20 protein-coding genes are annotated in these 18,969 nt (G+C 60.3%); 14 read left to right on the forward strand and 6 right to left on the reverse strand.

Going from position 1 to position 18,969, the window contains the following annotated elements; genetic code table 11:
• Nucleotides 1-2: 2 nt before the first annotated feature.
• The 5 genes from K663_RS16085 (at nucleotide 3) to K663_RS16105 (ending at nucleotide 2,853) form a co-directional block, all read left to right on the forward strand.
• Nucleotides 3-401: a nuclear transport factor 2 family protein gene (locus K663_RS16085; protein ID WP_062119801.1), complete on the forward strand. Its 399-nt coding sequence runs from the start codon at nucleotides 3-5 to the stop codon at nucleotides 399-401.
• Nucleotides 398-1,141, forward strand: a complete 744-nt coding sequence (locus K663_RS16090; RefSeq protein ID WP_062119804.1) for an SDR family NAD(P)-dependent oxidoreductase — start codon at nucleotides 398-400, stop codon at nucleotides 1,139-1,141. The genes K663_RS16085 and K663_RS16090 overlap by 4 nt, the downstream gene beginning before the upstream one ends.
• A 63-nt stretch (nucleotides 1,142-1,204) precedes the next feature.
• Nucleotides 1,205-1,405, forward strand: coding sequence for an SDR family NAD(P)-dependent oxidoreductase (locus tag K663_RS25045; protein ID WP_062119807.1), 201 nt, complete (start codon nucleotides 1,205-1,207; stop codon nucleotides 1,403-1,405).
• On the forward strand, nucleotides 1,380-1,961 hold the full coding sequence (locus K663_RS16100) for an SDR family NAD(P)-dependent oxidoreductase (RefSeq protein WP_083535932.1): 582 nt from the start codon (nucleotides 1,380-1,382) through the stop codon (nucleotides 1,959-1,961). The genes K663_RS25045 and K663_RS16100 overlap by 26 nt, the downstream gene beginning before the upstream one ends.
• Before the next feature lie 151 nt (nucleotides 1,962-2,112).
• A complete protein-coding gene (locus tag K663_RS16105) occupies nucleotides 2,113-2,853 on the forward strand; it encodes an SDR family NAD(P)-dependent oxidoreductase (protein ID WP_062119814.1) in 741 nt (246 codons plus the stop codon).
• Nucleotides 2,854-2,860: 7 nt separating this feature from the next.
• Here the strand turns inward: K663_RS16105 and K663_RS16110 are convergent, their stop codons facing one another.
• The 4 genes from K663_RS16110 to K663_RS16125 all read right to left on the reverse strand — a co-directional run bounded on the left by K663_RS16110 (nucleotide 2,861) and on the right by K663_RS16125 (nucleotide 8,653).
• The gene (locus K663_RS16110; RefSeq protein WP_062119816.1) at nucleotides 2,861-4,012 is read right to left on the reverse strand and encodes a CaiB/BaiF CoA transferase family protein; all 1,152 of its coding nucleotides are present in this window, start codon (nucleotides 4,010-4,012) and stop codon (nucleotides 2,861-2,863) included.
• 141 nt (nucleotides 4,013-4,153) lie between these two features.
• Complete coding sequence (locus K663_RS16115) at nucleotides 4,154-5,311, reverse strand: acyl-CoA dehydrogenase family protein (RefSeq protein ID WP_062119825.1); 1,158 nt, start codon at nucleotides 5,309-5,311, stop codon at nucleotides 4,154-4,156.
• Complete coding sequence (locus tag K663_RS16120) at nucleotides 5,308-7,446, reverse strand: 3-hydroxyacyl-CoA dehydrogenase NAD-binding domain-containing protein (protein WP_062119828.1); 2,139 nt, start codon at nucleotides 7,444-7,446, stop codon at nucleotides 5,308-5,310. The genes K663_RS16115 and K663_RS16120 overlap by 4 nt, the downstream gene beginning before the upstream one ends.
• Before the next feature lies 1 nt (nucleotide 7,447).
• Complete coding sequence (locus tag K663_RS16125; protein WP_062119831.1) at nucleotides 7,448-8,653, reverse strand: acetyl-CoA C-acetyltransferase; 1,206 nt, start codon at nucleotides 8,651-8,653, stop codon at nucleotides 7,448-7,450.
• A 143-nt stretch (nucleotides 8,654-8,796) separates the two neighbouring features.
• On the opposite strand from K663_RS16125, the gene K663_RS16130 reads away from it, so the two are divergent.
• Both K663_RS16130 and K663_RS16135 read left to right on the forward strand, forming a co-directional pair.
• Complete coding sequence (locus K663_RS16130; protein ID WP_062121090.1) at nucleotides 8,797-11,139, forward strand: transketolase; 2,343 nt, start codon at nucleotides 8,797-8,799, stop codon at nucleotides 11,137-11,139.
• Between the two features lie 2 nt (nucleotides 11,140-11,141).
• Nucleotides 11,142-12,425, forward strand: a complete 1,284-nt coding sequence (locus K663_RS16135; protein WP_062121094.1) for a pyruvate dehydrogenase complex dihydrolipoamide acetyltransferase — start codon at nucleotides 11,142-11,144, stop codon at nucleotides 12,423-12,425.
• Between the two features lie 148 nt (nucleotides 12,426-12,573).
• Here the strand turns inward: K663_RS16135 and K663_RS16140 are convergent, their stop codons facing one another.
• Nucleotides 12,574-13,254: a TetR/AcrR family transcriptional regulator gene (locus tag K663_RS16140; RefSeq protein ID WP_062119833.1), complete on the reverse strand. Its 681-nt coding sequence runs from the start codon at nucleotides 13,252-13,254 to the stop codon at nucleotides 12,574-12,576.
• A gap of 261 nt (nucleotides 13,255-13,515) precedes the next feature.
• Between K663_RS16140 and K663_RS16145 the strand changes: the two genes are divergently transcribed.
• From K663_RS16145 to K663_RS16155, 3 genes are all read left to right on the forward strand, one after another.
• Complete coding sequence (locus K663_RS16145) at nucleotides 13,516-14,256, forward strand: SDR family NAD(P)-dependent oxidoreductase (RefSeq protein WP_062119837.1); 741 nt, start codon at nucleotides 13,516-13,518, stop codon at nucleotides 14,254-14,256.
• Between the two features lie 101 nt (nucleotides 14,257-14,357).
• On the forward strand, nucleotides 14,358-15,575 hold the full coding sequence (locus tag K663_RS16150; protein ID WP_062119840.1) for an amidohydrolase family protein: 1,218 nt from the start codon (nucleotides 14,358-14,360) through the stop codon (nucleotides 15,573-15,575).
• 128 nt (nucleotides 15,576-15,703) lie between these two features.
• Nucleotides 15,704-16,306 (forward strand): VOC family protein, encoded by a 603-nt coding sequence (locus tag K663_RS16155; RefSeq protein WP_062119842.1) that lies wholly within the window; start codon nucleotides 15,704-15,706, stop codon nucleotides 16,304-16,306.
• A 92-nt stretch (nucleotides 16,307-16,398) separates the two neighbouring features.
• Here the strand turns inward: K663_RS16155 and K663_RS25095 are convergent, their stop codons facing one another.
• The gene (locus K663_RS25095; RefSeq protein WP_256382160.1) at nucleotides 16,399-16,533 is read right to left on the reverse strand and encodes a hypothetical protein; all 135 of its coding nucleotides are present in this window, start codon (nucleotides 16,531-16,533) and stop codon (nucleotides 16,399-16,401) included.
• Between K663_RS25095 and K663_RS16160 the strand changes: the two genes are divergently transcribed.
• The 4 genes from K663_RS16160 to K663_RS24390 all read left to right on the forward strand — a co-directional run bounded on the left by K663_RS16160 (nucleotide 16,532) and on the right by K663_RS24390 (nucleotide 18,929).
• A complete protein-coding gene (locus K663_RS16160) occupies nucleotides 16,532-17,209 on the forward strand; it encodes a LuxR family transcriptional regulator (RefSeq protein ID WP_235589465.1) in 678 nt (225 codons plus the stop codon). The two genes, K663_RS25095 and K663_RS16160, sit on opposite strands and share 2 nt — an antisense overlap.
• 67 nt (nucleotides 17,210-17,276) lie before the next feature.
• Complete coding sequence (locus K663_RS16165; protein ID WP_062119845.1) at nucleotides 17,277-17,882, forward strand: acyl-homoserine-lactone synthase; 606 nt, start codon at nucleotides 17,277-17,279, stop codon at nucleotides 17,880-17,882.
• On the forward strand, nucleotides 17,879-18,742 hold the full coding sequence (locus K663_RS16170; protein WP_062119848.1) for a phytanoyl-CoA dioxygenase family protein: 864 nt from the start codon (nucleotides 17,879-17,881) through the stop codon (nucleotides 18,740-18,742). Before K663_RS16165 ends, K663_RS16170 begins: the two co-directional genes overlap by 4 nt.
• A 1-nt stretch (nucleotide 18,743) precedes the next feature.
• Nucleotides 18,744-18,929 carry a transcriptional regulator domain-containing protein gene (locus K663_RS24390; protein ID WP_062119851.1) on the forward strand — a complete coding sequence of 62 codons (186 nt, stop codon included), beginning with the start codon at nucleotides 18,744-18,746 and terminating at the stop codon, nucleotides 18,927-18,929.
• The last annotated feature ends 40 nt before the right edge of the window (nucleotides 18,930-18,969 follow it).

The following is an 18,969-nucleotide window of genomic DNA, read 5'->3' on the forward strand; positions in this document are numbered from 1 at the left end:
GCATGTCCCTGTCTGACAATAAAGCTCTGGTCGAACGCTTCTTTTCAGCCGCTGGTGCCGGCAAGTTCGATTTGCTCCACGACGATGTGACCTTTTTCGTCGCCGGGGATATGGAAGGCTGCGGTCTCCTCGACCATGAAGGCATCACAAAGCTCTACACCATTCTGACGAGAGATGCGGCCGGCGAGTTCCGGATTACACCGACGCATATGATCGCCGAGGGCAATTTCGTCGCGGTTGAGGCCGTAGGACACCTGGAACTGACGAATGGGCGGATTTACAACAACCACTATCACATCGTCTTTGAGGTCGATGAGGGCAAGATCCGGCGCATTCGCGAGTATAGCGACACCGATCATCTTCGCCGGACCTACGACCTGACCGGTTCGGCAACGCGATGAGACTTAGGGGAAAAGTTGCCATCGTCACCGGTGGCGCTTCGGGCATCGGCGCGGCGACGGCGCGACTGTTCGCGCGGGAGGGTGCGTTCGTCATTTGCACCGATATTGCCGAACCTTCCGATGCCGGGCTGGGTAAGGAAACTGGCGCGACAGTTTTTCTCGAGCATGATGTGACCAGCCGGTCGGACTGGCTGCGAATAATCGCCGAAGCGGAGGCCAGGTGCGGCCCCGTGTCCATTCTCGTCAACAATGCCGGTATCGTCGGCGACAGCACCGCCGTTCAGGATTGCAGCGAAATGGCCTACCGCCGCGTCATCGAAGTGAACCAGGTCGGAACATATCTGGGCATGCACCTCGTTTGCCCGTCCATGCTCAAGGCCGGCGGTGGCGCCATCGTCAACATGTCCTCGGCTGCCGGATTGGTCGGAGCGCCAAACACCTTTGCCTATGTCGCGTCGAAGTTCGCGGTGGCGGGCATGACCAAGGCGGCTGCACTCGACCTCGGCCGATTCAATATCCGCGTCAATTCGGTCCACCCCGGCATGATCGAGACGCCGATGACGCAGAGCGCCCCCGAGCCGGTTCGTTCCGGTTTCGAGGAAGTCGCCAAATCGATGCCGCTCGGGCGACTGGGCCAAGCTGAGGAGATCGCAGAACTCTGCCTGTTCCTGGCATCGGACGCGGCCTCTTTCTGTACCGGTGGAGGCTATCTTGCAGATGGAGGGCTGACCGCAACCTAGCAGGTTTCGACGGAGCGCGATGAACGAGAACCGACGACAACATTACGGCGCAGAGGAACTCCAATGGATGGGTTGAAAGGGAGGGTGCACGTGATCACCGGTGGCTATGGCGGCATTGCCCTGGCCATAGCGGAAAGGTTGGCGCTTGCCGGCGGTATCGTGGTGCTGACGGGGCGCGACGTGGAAAAAGGAAAAGCCGCCGCCAACGCTCTTGACCGCAGCGACCGCAGCCCGCGTGATGTTCTACGCAATGGACGTCAGTGACTCCGCCAGCGTCGTTGCGACGAGCAATGCCATCGAAGCGGAGATCGGACCCGTTCATGGCCTCGTCGTCAACGCGGCATATGCGTTCTTCTCGCCTTCAATCGCGCACAATGAGGAGGAGTGGCGACGGGTCATTGACGTCAATCTCAACGGCGCATTTCTCTGTGTAAGGGCGTTTGGGCAGCCGATGCTCGAACGGGGCGGAAGCGTCGTCCTCATTTCATCGATCGCAGCACGAACTTCGGTCGGCCCGCACCTGGCCTACAGCGCTTCCAAGGTAGCGCTCTCGCACATGGCGGCTGTTCTCGGGGTGGAATGGGCCGAACACGGTGTTCGCGTCAATGCATTGGAGCCTGGCTACACCGCCACCTCGGCTATCGAACATCTGAAAGAGGATGCCCCGGAAGTCGCTTCAAGTATCGAAAACACTATCCCGATCAAGCGCTTCCTTCGGCCAGACGAAATCGCAAGTCCCACCTGTTTTCTCCTGTCCGATTGGGCGTCGGGGATGACCGGATCAGTCGTGATCGCGGATGGAGGCATGTCGGCCAAATGAACGGAGTGCATTTCGGGCACAAGCGGGCACGAACCGCGAGCTATGTGACCGGCGTGGTCCTGCCAGTCGACGGCGGGGTCTGCCTGGTCTGCCCCCGATTTCAAAGGTGCCCGATAGCCTTGTGAAAATACTGTTTGAAACAGGAGAGTATATGCACGGCAAGGTTGCAATCGTGACGGGCGGCGTCAGTGGAATGGGTGAGGCGATCACGCTTCGGCTCTTGAAAGAGGGCGCAACGGTCCTCGCCCTCGACATCAACTCCGAGGCGGTCGCCGCCTTCGCGGAAAAGCACCGCTCTCCCCGCCTTTTGGTACAGGTGGCCGACATCTCGGACCCAGCCACTGCTCCGGTTTCTGTCACCCGCTGCCTGGACGAGGCGGGGCGCCTGGACTTTCTGGTCAACGCCGCGGGCGTGCCAGGACAAATCAGTCTGCTGCACGAAGCTTCCGAGCCTGACTTCGACCAGGTGCTTGCGGTCAATCTCAAAGGCGGCTTCCTTATGTATAAGGCAGTCGCCGCTCATCTGATCGAGCAGGCGCAATCAGGCTCGATCGTGAACATCGCCTCGACCGCTGGAATACGTCCCTGGCCGACCGCCGGCATCTATTCGGCCTCCAAACATGGCATCGTCGGCCTGACGGTGACGGCCGCGCTGGAAGTCGCGGCGCACGGCATCAGGGTCAATGCGATCTGTCCGGGGATCATCGATACACCGATGTACAGGCGAAACACGAACGCCAACATCGTGGCCGTGGCGGAACAGCGCATCCCACTGGGAAAGGTAGGCAACGCAACCGCCATCGCCGATGCGGCATTGTGGTTGCTGGGTCCAGAAGCGAGCTATGTGACGGGTGCCATCCTGCCGGTTGATGGCGGCCTCGCCCTGACATAGTTTTCTTTCATCTCATATCGTCAGCGATAGCGCCTGCGTCACGAAAACAGGCAATCTGGCCATCATCGAACCCCAGGTCGTCAAGAATGTCGAACGTGTCGCCACCCACTATGGGGATGGCCCCCGGGCTGCTGCTGCTGCGACTGAAACGCGGGCAGGTCACGGGCTGTGACACGCCGCCGATCTCGTCAAAAAGTTTCCGGCTGCGAAGGTGGTGATGGTCGCGCGCCTCATCCATTGTCAGAACGGGCGTGACGCAACAATCGCTGTTTGCCAGCAGGTCGCTCCATTCGTCCTGCGTCCGCGATTTGAATATCGAAGTCATGGCCGCGCGAATCTCCGGCCAGCGCGACCTGTCTAGTTGGCTGGCGACCAGATCGGGGGCCAGCCCGATCTTCTCGCCCAACTGACGGAAAAACTTTGGCTCGATCGTTGCAACGGCCATGAACCGGTTGTCTATGGTTTCATACGTGTCGTAAAAAGGCGCGCCACCGTCGAGATAGTTGTCACCGCGCTCCAGTCCCCAGGCACCTGCGGCGCGGAGGCCGTAAAAGACCGACATCAGCGAAACCGCGCCATCCACGATCGCGGCATCCACGACTTGGCCCTGCCCAGAACTGGCCCGTTCCACCAGCGCCGCCAGCACCCCCGTCACCAGATAGAGCGATCCCGCAGCATAGTCGCCGACGAGATTGAGCGGCGGAAGCGGCTTGCCGCCCTTAGGGCCGATTGCCTCAAGCGCGCCAGATAAAGAGATGTAATTGAGGTCATGCCCCGCCACCCTGGCCATAGGGCCTGTCTGCCCATAGCCGGTCACGCGTCCGTAAATGATCCGCGGGTGCCGCGCGAGCACTTCGTCAGGGCCGTATCCCAGGCGTTCCATCACGCCCGGCCGGAAGCCTTCGATCAGGATATCGGCCCGCTCCAGCAGGCGGAACACGACCTCGCTGCTCTGCTGTTTCGACAGATCGAGCGCGATAGACCGCCGTCCACGGGCATGGATGTCGAAACGCGTATCGAAGGGAACGCCGAGATTACTTGGTTCCAGCCGATCGATGCGGATGATCGTCGCACCCAGATCCGCCAAAAGCATGCCCGCCATCGGCCCTGGCCCGACACCCGCGAACTCGACGACATGGACGCCTGCCAGTGGTCCCATAACCTTCTCCCATTGCGTGTGTAGCTCGGAACCAACGCGTGCGGTGACCGCGGGTCGACCGGTTATCGTCCCCGAACTAGCTATTCTGTTCTGCGGACCGACCAGCGACTATCGACTGAGCGAGGACCGGTCCGCACCGGTTCAGTTCATTTTGCGTTCGTCGAGACCCAGACTCCGCCCGATGATTTCTTTCATGATCTCGGACGTGCCGGCAAATATGCGGCTGATCCTCGCGTCGGTATACATGCGGCTGATCCTATATTCGTCCATATAGCCCGCGCCGCCGTGAAGTTGCACGCAAGCGTCCATCACCCGTGCTTCCAGTTCGCTGGTCACGAGTTTGGCAGCGGAAGCGTCATCCGCGTTAAGTTCGCCGGCGTTGAGCAACCCTACCAACTGGTCAACATAAGTCTGCGCCATGTCGAGCTCCGCGCGCAGGCCAGCGAGTACGAAGCGTGTGTTTTGGAATGCGCCGATGGGGCGGCCGAACGCACGCCGCTCCTTCACATAGTCGAGCGTTAGGTCGAAAGCAGTCTGAGCGGTGGCCATGAAGCCGATTGCGGCAACGAGCCGTTCCTGCGCGAGAAAGCGCGAGAGGTATTGGAAGCCCCTGTCCGGCTCCCCCAGCAGATTTGCTTCGGGGAGCGCGACATCGTTGAAAAACAGTTCAGCGGTGTCCTGACTCTTCAGCCCCATCTTCTCCAGCTTGCGGCCGCGTTCGAACCCCTCCATTCCACGTTCGACGACAAAGAGCGAAATGCCATGCGGCTTGATTGGATCGGTACGCGCCGCCACAACAATCAGGTCGGACAGTATCCCGTTAGAGATATAGGTCTTGGCGCCGTTGAGTAGCCAACCGTCACCGTTACGCACGGCGCTGGTCCGCATTCCAGCAAGATCGCTGCCGGTCGATGGTTCGGTCATCGCCACGGCCAAGATCGTCTCACCCGAAACGATCCCCGGCATCCAGCGCGCAGTCTGCTCTTCGGAGCCGAGTTTTGCGATATAGGGCGCGACGAGATTGCTGTGCAGGTTTATATAGAAGCCGATATCGCCGTGGCGCATATTCTCTTCGATGATGATCTGCTCGAAGCGGAAATCATCGATCCCCGCGCCGCCCCAGCGCTGGTCAGCCCATGTGCAGATTAGCCCGGCTTCGCCTGCCTTGCGATATATCGCTCGGTCGACCTGCCCGGCGGCGCGCCACGCCTCCGCGTGCGGTGCCACTTCGCTGGTCATGAAGCGGCGCACGCTATCTCGGAACTGCTCATGTTCCAGTTCGAAGCCGATTCGTTTCATGACCAGTCAAAGCCTTCCCCGGTCTCCGCCATGCGACGCAGCCCTTGGGTTGGTGCAAAGCGCGGGCCATAAAGCTGGGCCAGCCTGTCGCATTCAATAACGAAAGCAGGGGCACCCACCGTCTCGACCAGCGACAACGTACCGCCCGCCCAACTCGGGAAGCCCCAACCGAGCACCGCGCCCAGATCTGCATCGGCAGGGTGCGTAAGCACATTCTCCTCCAGGCAGCGCGCGGTCTCCAGTGCCTGGATGTAAAGAATGCGCTTCTTCACCTCTTCCGGTTCGGGCTGATCTGTCGCGACTGGAAATTCCTTGGCGAGGCCCGACCACAGCCGTTTTTTGCCACCTTCGAGATATTCGTAGAAGCCGCCGCCGCCTTTCCGGCCCGGCCGTTTCAGCACATCGACCATCTTCTCCATGACCTCGGCCGACTTCGGCCGTTGATAGGCGGGATCTTCGCTCTCCGACTGGCGTACGATCTTGAGTGGCAGTTCGATCGTTGTCTCGTCGATCACGGCCAGCGGCCCGACAGGCATGCCCGCCTGCCTTGCGCAATTCTCGATCAGAGCGGGTGCCACACCTTCGCGCAGCAATTCCATCCCTTCGTGAATGAATGTCTGGAATACACGGCTCGTGTAGAATCCCCGGCTGTCGTTGACGACGATAGGGGTCTTGCGAATCTGCGCGACGAAGTCGAGCGCGCGCGCCAGCGTCTCTGGCCGTGTGCGTTTCCCCATGATAACTTCCACCAGCGCCATGCGATCGACGGGCGAGAAGAAATGGAGACCGATGAAATCCTCCGGACGGTCGAAGGCCTCGGCTAGCTGGCTGATCGGCAAGGTCGACGTATTGGAAGCGAACAGCGTATCCGGACCTATTACTGCCTGTGCCTTGCGCGTGACGTCGGCCTTGATCGCGGTATCCTCGAAGACGGCCTCGACGACGAGATCGACGCCCGCCAAATCGGCATAGTCGTCCGTCGGCTGGATCCGCTTCAGAAGCGCGTCCGCTTTTTCCTTAGTCGTTTTTCCGGAAGCGATCTGCTTGTCGAGAAGGCGAACGGAATAAGCCTTGCCCTTTTCCGCAGCGGCCACGGTCGTATCGAGCAGCACGACCTCGATGTCGACCTTTGCTGCGACATGGGCGATGCCCGCGCCCATCATGCCGGCACCAAGTATTCCAACCTTGCGCACGGTCGATGCGGGCACGTCTGCCGGTCGCCGCGCGCCTTTTTCGGCCAGGCCCTTGTTCACGAACGTCGTGCGGATGATGTTGCGCGCCACCGGGTTGGTCAGCAGGCTCGCGAAATAGCGTCCTTCGACGACAAGACCTTTGTCGAACGGAACCTGCACCCCTTCGAAAATGCAAGCCAGAATTGCGATTGGCGCGGGATAGTTGGCCCCGTATTTGGCGCGAAGCTTCGCTGCGGCGATCGAGAAATAGGTGGCGGTGCTTTGTTTGAGCAGGCCATCCGATTCAGGGATTGCGAAGCCCTTGCGATCCCAGGGGCGCATAGGGTCGGGCGCTTCGGCAAGCCAGGTGCGAGCCGCGTCGAGCAGGTTGGGCGCAGACTCGACCTGATCGACAAGCCCCTTTTTCAAGGCCTCCTGCGGCGCGTAGCTGCGCCCTTCGAGCAACACTTCGCTCGCTTGCGGTACACCGATCATCCGGGGCAGGCGCTGGGTTCCGCCCGATCCCGGCAACAGGCCGACGTTAACCTCGGGCAAGCCGACCACTGCCTCGGCATCATCGGCGACGATACGATAGGTGCAGGCGAGCGCCAGTTCGTAACCGCCACCAAGCGCGAAACCGTTGATCGCCGCAACGACCGGCTTGCCGCACGTCTCGATCAGGCGGTGCATCGCGCTGGCCTTCTCGCTCATCGCAAAGGCCTGTTGCGGCGTCATAGTGACGCCCTCGCGCAGAATGTATTTTAGATCGGCCCCGGCCATGAAGCCGACCTTGGCCGATGTCAGAATGATCCCCGTGATCTCGGCATCATCCCGCGCGGCCTCAAACGTGGCCACCATCTCGTCGACCCACGGCGGCGATACCGTGTTGACGGGCGCATCAGGCGCATCCAGCGTAATGGTCAGCACGCCATTGGCGCGCTCGGTCGTCAGATATTTCGCCATGTCAGATCCGTTCGATGATGGTCGCGGTACCCAGCCCGTTTCCGGCGCACAGGGTGATGAGCGCGGTGTTGAGATCACGGCGTTCGAGTTCGTCGAGCACCGTGCCGAGGATCATCGCGCCGGTCGCTCCGAGCGGGTGGCCCAGCGCGATGGCGCCACCGGCGACGTTCACCGTGGACGGATCGAGGTCGAGATACTTCATGAAGCGCAACACCACGCTGGCAAAGGCTTCGTTGATTTCGAAGAGATCGATGTCAGCGGTCGTCATGCCGGTGCGGGTCAACAGCTTGCGGGTGACATCCGCCGGAGCGGTCAGCATGATCGTCGGTTCGGAACCGATGTTCGTAAACGCCCTGATCCGGGCTCTCGGTTTGAGATCGGCTGCAACGCCGAACTCGCGGTTCCCCACCAATACTGCCGCAGCGCCATCCACAATCCCGGACGAATTGCCGCCGGTGTGGACATGATCGATTGCCTCAACCTGAGGATAGCGCTGCAGGGCGACCGCGTCGAACGCCAGCGCCCCCAGGTCCGTGAAGGCCGGCTTCAATCCCGACAGAGAATCCATCGTCGTATTCGGACGAAGATACTCGTCCCGATCAAGCACGACCTGGCCGATCACGTCTTTCACCGGCACGATCGCGCGGTCGAATGCTCCCGAACGCTGCGATTCGGCGGATCGCCGCTGGCTCTCCAGGGCATAGGCATCGACGTCCTCACGGGTGAAGCCATCCAGCGTAGCGATCAGGTCCGCGCCGATGCCCTGCGGCGTAAAGTAATTGTGATAGCTGCGCCATGGATCGCCGGTCCAGGCACCCGTGTCCGCGCCAATGTAAGTGCGTGACATGCACTCGACGCCACCACCTACCGCCGCCCACGCGGCGCCGGTCATAACTTGAGCGGCCGCGTTGTTAACCGCTTCGAGCGCAGACGCGCAAAAGCGATGGACTTGCTGACCGGCGACTCGCTCATCCCAATTAGCGGCGAGCACTGCGGCCCGTGAGATGTTGCTTCCCTGCTCACCTACCGGCTGCGCGCAGCCATAGACAACGTCGTCGATGAGCGCGGTGTCGAGTCCGTTTCGTTCGGCTAGCGCGCGCAGAGGGGTCGCCGCCAGTTCAACGGCTGTGATCTCCCGCAAGGAACCGTCCGGCCGTCCGCGCCCGCGGGGCGTTCGCACATGGTCATAGATGAAGGCGTCAGGCATGGCTCTCCCCGGCAAATAACTTTTCATTTGAACAGTTATGTCATTGCCATTACGAGCGTGGCTTCGTCAAGGGAATGATGCTGCCAATTGGTTTCCCGTTGGTCCCTCATGCCTTTGAAGACCGCATTTCTGAGGGGATTATTGTGGCTACGACCCTAACGGCCGACCGCCAGCACCAGATTGGCGCGCTGGAGCAACTCGATACGCGCCTTCTGTGGCTGTCATCCTGGATGATCCACAACGCAAACCATATCCGGCCCAAGCGCGATGGATTGAAAGTAGGCGGTCATCAGGCGAGCTGCGCGTCGATGACGGCGATCATGGCGGCGCTCTACTTCCATGCGCTGCGGCCGCAGGACAAGGTCGCGGTCAAACCGCACGCCGGTCCCGTGCTGCACGCCATTCACTATCTGCTCGGAAACCAGTCGCTCGACAGGATGCAGCAGTTCCGTGGTTTAGGTGGTGTGCAAAGCTATCCCAGCCGGACCAAGGACAGCATCCCGGTCGATTTTTCGACCGGCTCGGTCGGCCTCGGCGTGGCTGTCACAGCCTTTACATCGCTCGTGCAGGACTATCTGATCGCACATGGCCAGGTTCGTGAGGAAGACGCCGGGCGGATGATCGCCCTGATGGGCGATGCCGAGCTGGATGAGGGAAACATCTACGAATGCCTTATCGAAGGCTATAAGCACGATCTTCGCAACTGCTGGTGGATTGTCGATTATAACCGTCAGTCGCTGGATGCGACCACGGCCGACCGCATGTTCCGCCGCTTCGACGACATCTTCGAAACCTGCGGCTGGCGGGTCGTCACGCTCAAGAACGGCAAGCTACAAAAGGCCGCATTCAAACGGCCCGGCGGCAAGGCGCTGGAGGACTGGATCGACAACTGCCCGAACGCTGAATACGCCGCGCTCACCTATCAGGGCGGCGGCGCCTGGCGCGAGCGGCTGATGGCTGAAATCGGCGACAGGCCCCATGTCGAAAAACTGATCGAAAGTTTCGATGACGAGGCGCTGGCGCGGCTGATGACCAATCTCGGCGGTCATTGCGTCGAGAGCTTGATCGACGCGTTTGACGGCGCGAACGACGACAAGCCCACCCTGTTCATCGCCTACACCGTCAAGGGGCACGGCCTGCCGCTCGCGGGCCACAAGGACAATCATTCGGGGATGATGAACCCGGCCCAGATGGACCAGTTTCGGGTGAGCCTTGGCGTTCAGGAAGGCGAGGAATGGGAGCCTTGGGGCGGACTGGGCGACAATGTCGCGGCGCAGTTGCAGGCCTTCATCAAAGCGAGCGCTATCGCGCGGGTGCAAAAGGAACCACATGCTCCCGCGGTTACCGTGCCGGCACGCCTCCCCGTACCTGAAGGCACCGAGCAATCGACCCAGGCGGCATTCGGGCGCATTCTCCTCGATCTCGCCAAATCGGGCGAGGAACTGGCCGACCGTATCGTCACCACAGCGCCCGATGTCACACAAACGACCAACCTTGGCGCTTTCGTCAATCAGCGTGGGCTGTTCCGGCGGCAGGAACTGGCGGACGTATTCCACAAGGCCAAGATTCCATCGGCGCAAAAATGGGCGCAGCACGCGGCTGGCCAACATATCGAGCTGGGCATTGCGGAGAATAACTTCTTCATCATGCTTGCCTCGCTTGGGTTGGCCGCGCCGCATTTCGGAACGCGGCTACTACCCGTCGGAACGGTCTATGACCCGTTCATTTCACGCGGCCTTGATGCGCTCAACTATGGCTGTTATCAGGACGCGCGCTTCCTGCTGATCGGCACGCCCTCCGGCATTACCTTGGCAGCCGAAGGTGGCGCGCATCAATCGATCAACACCCCGCTGATCGGTATGGGCCAACCCAATCTCACCTATTTCGAGCCAGCCTATGCTGACGAACTGACTGTGATGATGCGCTGGGCCTTTGATTACATGCAGCGGCCAGACGGCAATTCCGTCTATCTGCGCCTGTCCACCCGATCCATTCCGCAAATCGAACGCGAAGATGATAACTGGGAACCCGATGCACTCAAGGGCGGGTATTGGCTACGCAAACCATCGCCTGGCGCCGAAGCCGCGATCGTTTTTACCGGCGTCGTCGCGCCAGAGGCTCTGGCGGCCTGGAACGAACTTGTCGTGGACATTCCCGGCCTTGGGCTGCTCAACATAACATCGCCGGATCTGCTGCATCGTGGCTGGTCGGCCCGGTGCGCGGCCCGCTGGAACGGCGAGGCACCCGAGCCGTGCCATGCCGAAACACTTCTGTCGCTGCTGGGACCCGGCGCCGGCCTCGTCACTGTGCTCGATGGATCGCCGGGAGCGCTGTCATGGCTCGGCGGAGTTACCGGGATGCGCGTGAGTCCGCTCGGCACGGACCGGTTTGGACAGACGGGAGATCTACCCGACCTTTATCGGACATATCGGCTCGACAGCGAAGCCATCATCGACGCTGTCGCCGAACTCATTCTGGGGAAATGAACATGGCCATCGAGCTAAAGATGCCGGCGCTCTCGCCGACAATGGAGAAAGGCACGCTTGCAAAATGGCTGGTGGCCGAAGGTGACACCGTCAGGTCCGGCGACCTGCTGGCCGAAATCGAGACCGACAAGGCGACAATGGAGTTCGAAGCGGTCGAGGACGGACGAATCGCTCAGCTGGTGGTGGCGGCAGGAACCGACGATGTCGCTGTTGGCACTGTCATCGCGTTGATGGCTGACGGGAGCACGCACGAATCCAGGCCGGCAATCACGGACGCTCCAAAGGCCGCTGACAAGCCAGAATCGATCACGATTAGCTCCGACCGTGCTGCCGAACCGGTCCCGCCGCCTTCCAGCCCCGGCACCAAGGTCAGCGACACACGCTTTCGTATTTCGCCCGCCGAACGGATCAGGGTGAGCCCGCTCGCATTGCGCATTGCCGAAACCAAGGGGATCGATCTTTCAGGCATTCAAGGATCGGGACCACATGGCAGGATCGTTCGCGCCGATCTCGGCATCCATCGTGTGGCTGGTCCAGCCGGCGATCCGCCTCCGTCAGCACGCCTGGCGGTTGCGACCACACCGCCGCCTGCTGGCGTTCCGGTCGAAACCGTCAAGCTTAGTTCCATGCGCAAGGCGATCGCGCGGCGTCTGACGGAAAGCAAGCAGACCGTTCCGCACTTCTATCTCACGGCGCGATGCAATCTTGAGGCACTGCTGAAACTACGCGGTGAACTCAACGAAAGTCTTGTCGGTCGCGGCATAAAACTCAGCGTCAACGACATGCTCGTCAAAGCGATGGCACTCGCCTTGACCGATGTGCCAGAAGCCAACGTGCAGTTCGGTGGCGAAGAACTTCATCGCTTTGATCGCGTCGACATATCCATGGCGGTCGCCATCGATGGCGGCCTGGTCACACCGGTCATAAAAGACGCCGGTGCGCTCTCTCTTTCGGCCATTGCTACGCAAAGCAAAGCGCTGGCGCAGAAGGCGCGTGACGGAAAGCTGGTGCCGGAGGACTATCAAGGCGGCACCGCCTCGATTTCCAACCTCGGCATGTTCGGCATCGATGAGATGTTTCCCGTCATCAATCCGCCGCAGGCGGTGATCCTCGGCGTAGGTGCCGGCGTTGAGATGCCATGGAAGGTGAATGGCGAGATCGGTCTTGCCACGATCATGGCGGCGACCGCCAGCTTCGATCATCGCGCGATCGACGGCGCGATTGCGGCCCGGTTCATGAAGGCCTTCCGTGGCTATGTCGAGCAGCCAATGCTTATTCTGGGCTGATCGACTGTTCGCTCATGACAAGGAATGGATGGGGTGCCCGTCGCTCTGTTCATTCCTTGCAGGCGCAGGACGGGCAGTCTGCGCATTATCTTGCCATGCTTTTGCCTCGGATGCGCCCGCGCATTTGCAGGCACTCAGAAATCCCACGCTAATCTTCAAACACCATGTGAATAATAAGGTCGATGGTCTGCTCAATTTCACCGTAAGAAAAAGGACTTTTCCCGGTGAAATACTCATATTCCGCCGGGACCGAAAATGGCACGGATGCCATTGCCACCACGGCAAAGCGCAACCGCGCCGGTTCAATATCGCGTCGGATGGCACCCTCACGCTGCGCCTGCGCCGCTAGAGACACGAATTCGTCATAAGCGGGCCGGGTAAATTTCTCGCTCAGCCATGACAGGCGGGGTGAGGGTTGGACGGCCTCCGATGTCATGATCCTGTGAAGTGCCGGCTCGCTGGCGCTGTAGCGCACGATGTCGGCGATTACGTGCCTGAGACGATCCGCAGCGCTGGCATCGCTCGGCAAGGCTTTGGTTTCACCCCGGAACGTCTCATACTTCGTGAGCATGTGCTCCATGACCAGTTCCCAGAGCCGCTCCTTACTTTTCGCATGATAAGTCAGCAGCTGGATGGTGATGCCCGCATCGGCCGCAATGGAGCGCATGCGAGCGCCCTTGAAACCGTCGCGAGTAAAGCTGCTGGTCGCAGCCTCCATGATGCGCGCCATCACTTCCTTGGGACGCCGCTTGTGCGCGGGCTTTTTTGCTTTTGGTGTTGTAAGTGCAGGCTGTCGATCGTCGGAAGGTTTGCTTGCGGTTATCGGCATTTCTAGCAATCCAGACTTCCAAGTTAAGCACGTAAGGCTTCGAAAGGGCCGATTCTCAATCGCTGAGTGTGTCTGCGATTGCTTCGGACCACCTTCGAACGCGCGCCACTCTGACACCATATCCCGTGACAGCGCAACCAGCTAGGCGATACGCAGCGCTAATGGCCCGGAAAACGGCTGTTCAGCGAGACATATTGACTCGCCATTTCGCGTATAGCTTGTCATATGACAAAATGATTGAAGCTACGAGATGGAGCGGAAATGAACGGTAAGGTCGGGATCGTCACTGGCGCAGCGAAAGGCATAGGAAGGGCGGTTGCCCTCCAACTTCTTAGAGATGGCGCCACGGTCTATGCGTTCGACCGGGACGCTTCCGCCCTTCAGAAACTGACTGAGGAATCTGGCTCGCACCCAATTGTCTCGGTCTTAGGCGATGTCGACGATGATCAGGCAGCCACAGAACTCGTCGCGCGCTGCCTGCAGGAAACTGGCAAGGTCGATTTCCTGGTGAACGTGGCGGGTATCGTGCATCCGCCACAGCCGTTGCACGAACTGTCTGCGGCGGACTTTGACAGGACAATCGCTGTCAATTTGAAGGGCTACTTCCTGTTCTATCGTGCGGCTGCGGAAGCCATGATCGCAGCGGGCAAGGGCGGCGCCATCGTCAACATTGCCTCGACAGCGGGCATTCGTCCGGTGCCTCGCGCCGGAGCATATGCGGCCTCCAAACACGGAGTGATCGGACTGACGACCACCGCAGCGCTGGAAGTCGCAGCGGAAGGCATCAGGGTCAATGCCATTTGCCCTGGCGTTACCGACACGCCGATGCTGGCAAGCAACGCTGCGGGCGGTCCGGCAACGGGCATGATCGATGCAATCCCTTTCCGACGCTTGGGCCAGCCGGATGACATAGCTGCAGCCGTGGCGTGGCTTATTAGCGATCAGGCCAGTTATATCACAGGCGTGGCTCTGCCTGTGGACGGCGGATTATCGTTAGTTTGAACGGCACGACGATGCATCACTCGCCACCATAACTTTTCATTTGCAAAGTTATTTGACTGATGCGAGACTTGCTTGTGATTCAAAAAACGAGAGGATTGAAGATGGTTGACGCAATAGCGCTTCCCCCGGCTTTGCAGGCGCTAGCCGGAAGGATCGTGGACGTGGACAGTCACGAAATGATCCCTGCGCAGCAGTGGGTCGAATATTTCGGGACCGGTGTGAGCGAACTGGCTGATGCCTGGATCGCCAGCAGCGTTACGGACAAAGAAGACAAAAATTCGTCCAATGTGCCCGATTATGCCGGCGATGTGATCGAAATCACCGACACTATCATGAACGTCAAGGGGACCAAGGCTCCGGGTGCGGTGGACATGGCTCGGCGACTGGAGGTTATGGATGCCATAGGCGTCAACCGACAGCTGATGTTTCCGACCAGTGTCGGGATTTGGGCCGTCACGCTGCTGATGCATGACAAGTATGACCCCAATCTACTGAGTGCTATCACTGGAGATCGTGCAGGCAAGGCTAAAGCCTGGCTAAAATGCTACAATGCATGGATGGTGGACGAAGCAAAAAAGTCGGATCGCATTCGCCCCGTCCCGCCTCTCATCAGTGAAACGATCGACGAACTGATGAGTGGCGCGCATGCCTTGGTTGACGCAGGAATTCGCGCGATCTGGCTGCCCGCTGGCGCTTTGCCAGGCGGAAAGTCGCCGGCGCACCCTGATCTGGAGCCATTCTGGACCCTGATGGAAGAGCGCGATTGTGTTGTTACTCTCCACCTGGGCACCGAAGGCAAGTTGCTTGAATCTCTCAAGGGATGGCGCGACGCACCGTCGTTCGAAGGCTATCGAACGCTGGCGGAATTTAGTACGGATCCCTGGTATCTGAGCAATATGCATCTGGCCGCGCAGAATTTTCTGCAGACGATGGTGCTCGGCGGCGTTTTCGTACGACACCCCAATCTGCGGGTGGGCGTGATCGAGGTCGGCGCTTATTGGGTTGGTCCGATGATGGAAACGATGGACCTTTGGTACAGAAACCTGGGCGCATTCGGAAAACGGCATGATGCGCTCGCAGAACTGCCGTCAAGCTATATCAAAAGTAACGTCAAGGTATCGGTATTCTCTTTCGAAGATATCGGTAGTTACATCGAGCGATATGGCCTTGAAGACGTGATCTGCTTTGCGACGGATTACCCCCATGTGGAGGGTGGCCCCGATATGATCAACGCGATGTACAAAAAGGTCGAAAAATTCGGCAATGACGTTGTCGAGAAGTTTTTCGTGAAGAACGGAGAGTTTCTGTTTCCAGATTGAGTGATGGCTGGCGCATTGCGCTAACGTGATGATCGGATCGGACCGCCGAGCCGATCTCGCTCAAGAATTAGTAGCACCGCATAGAGCTGCCAAGAACGCGGTAGTCTCGCATACCCTTGGAGATCTTGATGCAAAATCTGGCTGATCAGCCGGTTCAGAACAAATCGACTTCACGGATTGTTCCCACTAGGTTGGCGCATTTCGTCATCAGAAGTCGCAATGTTTCTGAAGTGGTCGAATGGTATAAAACGGTGTTTGAGGCCGATGCCGTTTTCGACAACGGAAATCTGGCATTTCTATACTTCGATGCTGAGCATCATCGAATTGCGGTGGGTGAAATACCGGGCCTTGAAGATCCGAATCCGAATGTTTCAGGCATCGATCACGTAGCGTTTTCTTATCGAAATATCGTTGATCTATTGGAAACCTACGTTCGCCTGAAGGAACTGGGAATCGTTCCGTATTTCAAAATCGATCATGGAATGACCACATCCTTCTATTACAAGGATCCGGATGGAAACCAGGTTGAACTCCAGGTTGATAATTTTGAGACCCGCGACGAGGCTCATGCATATTTTCGGTCACCCGCGTTCGCCGAAAATCCACTCGGTGTGGAAATCGATCCGGACTGGCTGGTGACGCGCTTGCGTGCCGGGGAAGCACCTGAAAAGCTGCTGAGTTCGGGGACCGTTGGCGCGCGCGAGCCGAATGCCGACGGGGCATCGGCGTAAGATCTACGGGGCGGCAGCGATGCGCTCGACGGGCACGTCGGTCGGATTAGTTAAGTTCTCGGGGACACATAGGACGAAGACTGCGGCCGAATCTAAATCGGCAGGAGGTTGTCGACGATGCCCGCGGACAGACGGCGGTCGCGGCTGTCTTCCAGTGCGGCAATGGCGGACGCATTCATCCGCGCCGCCCGGGCAGCGGCGACAGAACAGGAGCTGGCCAGGCTCATGGAAGCTGTCACCGCCGAACTTGGCTTTCGTCACTATGCCCTCATTCATCATACCGATCTGCGCGGTTCTCCGCACGGCAAAGTCGATATCAAAAAATATCCCGAGGCGGTTGCGACGAGGATCATCAGCGAGGGACGCTTCCGTCGTGATCCAGTCATTCGCGCCTGCCGCTTTGCCGATGGGGCCTTTCTATGGTCCGAGATCGACAAGATTATTGCGCTTGATCGTCATGACCGTCTTTGCCTTGCGCAAGGCTTGCGCGAAGGGTTGAACGAAGGAATTACCGTCCCCAGTCCTCTGTTGGGAGACTGCCTCGGCTCCTGCACGTTCGCGGGAATCCGCTCGCCGGGGCGGGCCGCTCGCCTTCTTGGCCCTGCTCAAATGATCGGCATTTTCGCCTTCCAGGCCGCACGCCGACTCATGCTCGGCCAGCGAGCGCCCGCACGACCACCCCATCTGCATCCGCGCCCGCGCGATTGCGTGATCCTCGCCGGGCATGGTCTGTCTAACAAGGAGATCGCGAGGGCGCTTGCGTTGGCTCCGCGCACCGTCGATGGCTACATGACCGAGGCCCGCGAACTGTTTGGCGTCCACCGCCGGACCACCTTGGCGCTCAGTGCGGTGTTCGCCGGCGAGATCGGGCTTGAGGAACTCGACCCGAGTCAACCCGAGTAATTGCTCGGCCTGTATCAGGCCGACCTTACTGCTTCCTTTCCGCATGTTCGCAATTGGGAGCACGCACATGATCCGCATCATCGAAAATCACCTTGAGCCGACCAACCGGCGTCTCCTCGAAACCATGTTCGCCGACCGGAAACGGCTCTTCGTCGATCTGTTCGGATGGGATGTGCCCGTCGTCGAGGGCCGATTCGAGATCGACCAGTTCGATACGGCGCACACGGTCTATCTGATTGCCGCCGATGCCGATGGCGCGCATGAGGCATCGCTCCGGCTGATGCCGTCGACGCGACCGCATATGCTTGGCGAGCTGTTCCCGCACCTTTGCCCGGGCGGCGTACCCACCGGCCCGACGACCTGGGAATCCACCCGGCTATGTCTGCCCCAGCGTCACGGTGCGCAGCGTCGCCGCGAGCTGCGCAACGGACTGATTTCCACCATGGTTGATTTCGCTTTGGCGCGCGGCATCGAAAGGCTCACCGGCGTCCTGCCCGATGCCTTCCGCAAGGAGGTGCTCGCCATGGGCTGGGCCGCCGAGCCGCTCGGGCCAGCGGTCCGGGTCGAAAGCGGTCTCGTCGGCGCTTTTGCGGCCCATGTCCGTGACGACACACCCGATCGCCTGCGCTGGTCGGGCACCTATGTCGGCGACAACCGGGTAGCGGCGGCGTGAGCGCGCGGCCCGACCGCGACGCGACCCGCCTGGCCCGCGATGGCTATTGCGTCATCGAGCGCGCGATTGATCCGGCGGCGATCGCTGCGATCGAAGACTCGCTGGCATCTCGTTTTGCAGAAACGCCCCTGTGTCAAGGTGACTTCTACGGTGCCCACACCAAGAGATTCGGTGCATTGCTCGCTCGCGCGCCGGGAGCGGCCGACCTGGTCCTGCACTCGCATATCCTTGCCGTGGTCGAGCGCATGCTGTCGCCCTGGTGCGAGGGGATCGCGCTCAACCTGACGCAGGCGATCGAGATCCATCCCGGTGCCCTGCCGCAGCTGCCTCATCGCGATCAGGATATGTGGGCCGGGCCTAAAGGCACCCTCGAATATCTGGTCAACGTGATGTGGCCGCTCGTGCCGTTTACCCGGGAAAATGGTGGCACGCGGCTATGGCCCGGCAGCCATCTTGATCCCGATGCGGTCGAATTGCCGGAGGCCGATGCCATCGTGCCCCACGTCATGCCGGGCGATGCCTTGCTGTTCCTTGGCTCGACCCTTCACGGCGGCGGCGGCAACACCGGCATTGCGCCCCGGCGCGGCATCGTTGTGAGCTACTGTCTTGGCTGGCTGAAACCCTTCGAGCTGCAATGGCTGGTCTATCCGCCCGCCATCGCGCGGACCTTCTCACCGGCCCTCTCCGCACTCGTCGGCTACGCGCAGCATCGGCCGAACCTAGGCAATGTCGAGGGGCAATGCCCTTCTATTCTACTTGGCAACGACGTGCCCGACCATCTGCCTGCGATCGACGCCTTGCGTTCGGATCAGGCCGAACTCGCTGCCGCTTTCGTCGCGGCCCAGCGTGCTGGTGACTGACATGGCGATGGTAAACTGGGAAGACCCCGGCGCCTATGCGGCGATCGAACCGCATGGGCGCAGCGGCCTCGCTTGGGAGGTGCTGCGGCGCGATCCCGCCTACCGAGCAGCCTATTCCGAGATCGCTCCGGGCAAGTCAGCGGCCGATGGCGCGTTCGTCGCGCGGTGGGGGTTGCACTTTCGCTGAGAATCCGGCGCGCTCATGCACCGAGGCGACGCCGGTATGG

This window comes from Sphingobium sp. MI1205 (assembly GCF_001563285.1).
In the GTDB taxonomy this organism is placed as follows: Bacteria; Pseudomonadota; Alphaproteobacteria; order Sphingomonadales; family Sphingomonadaceae; genus Sphingobium.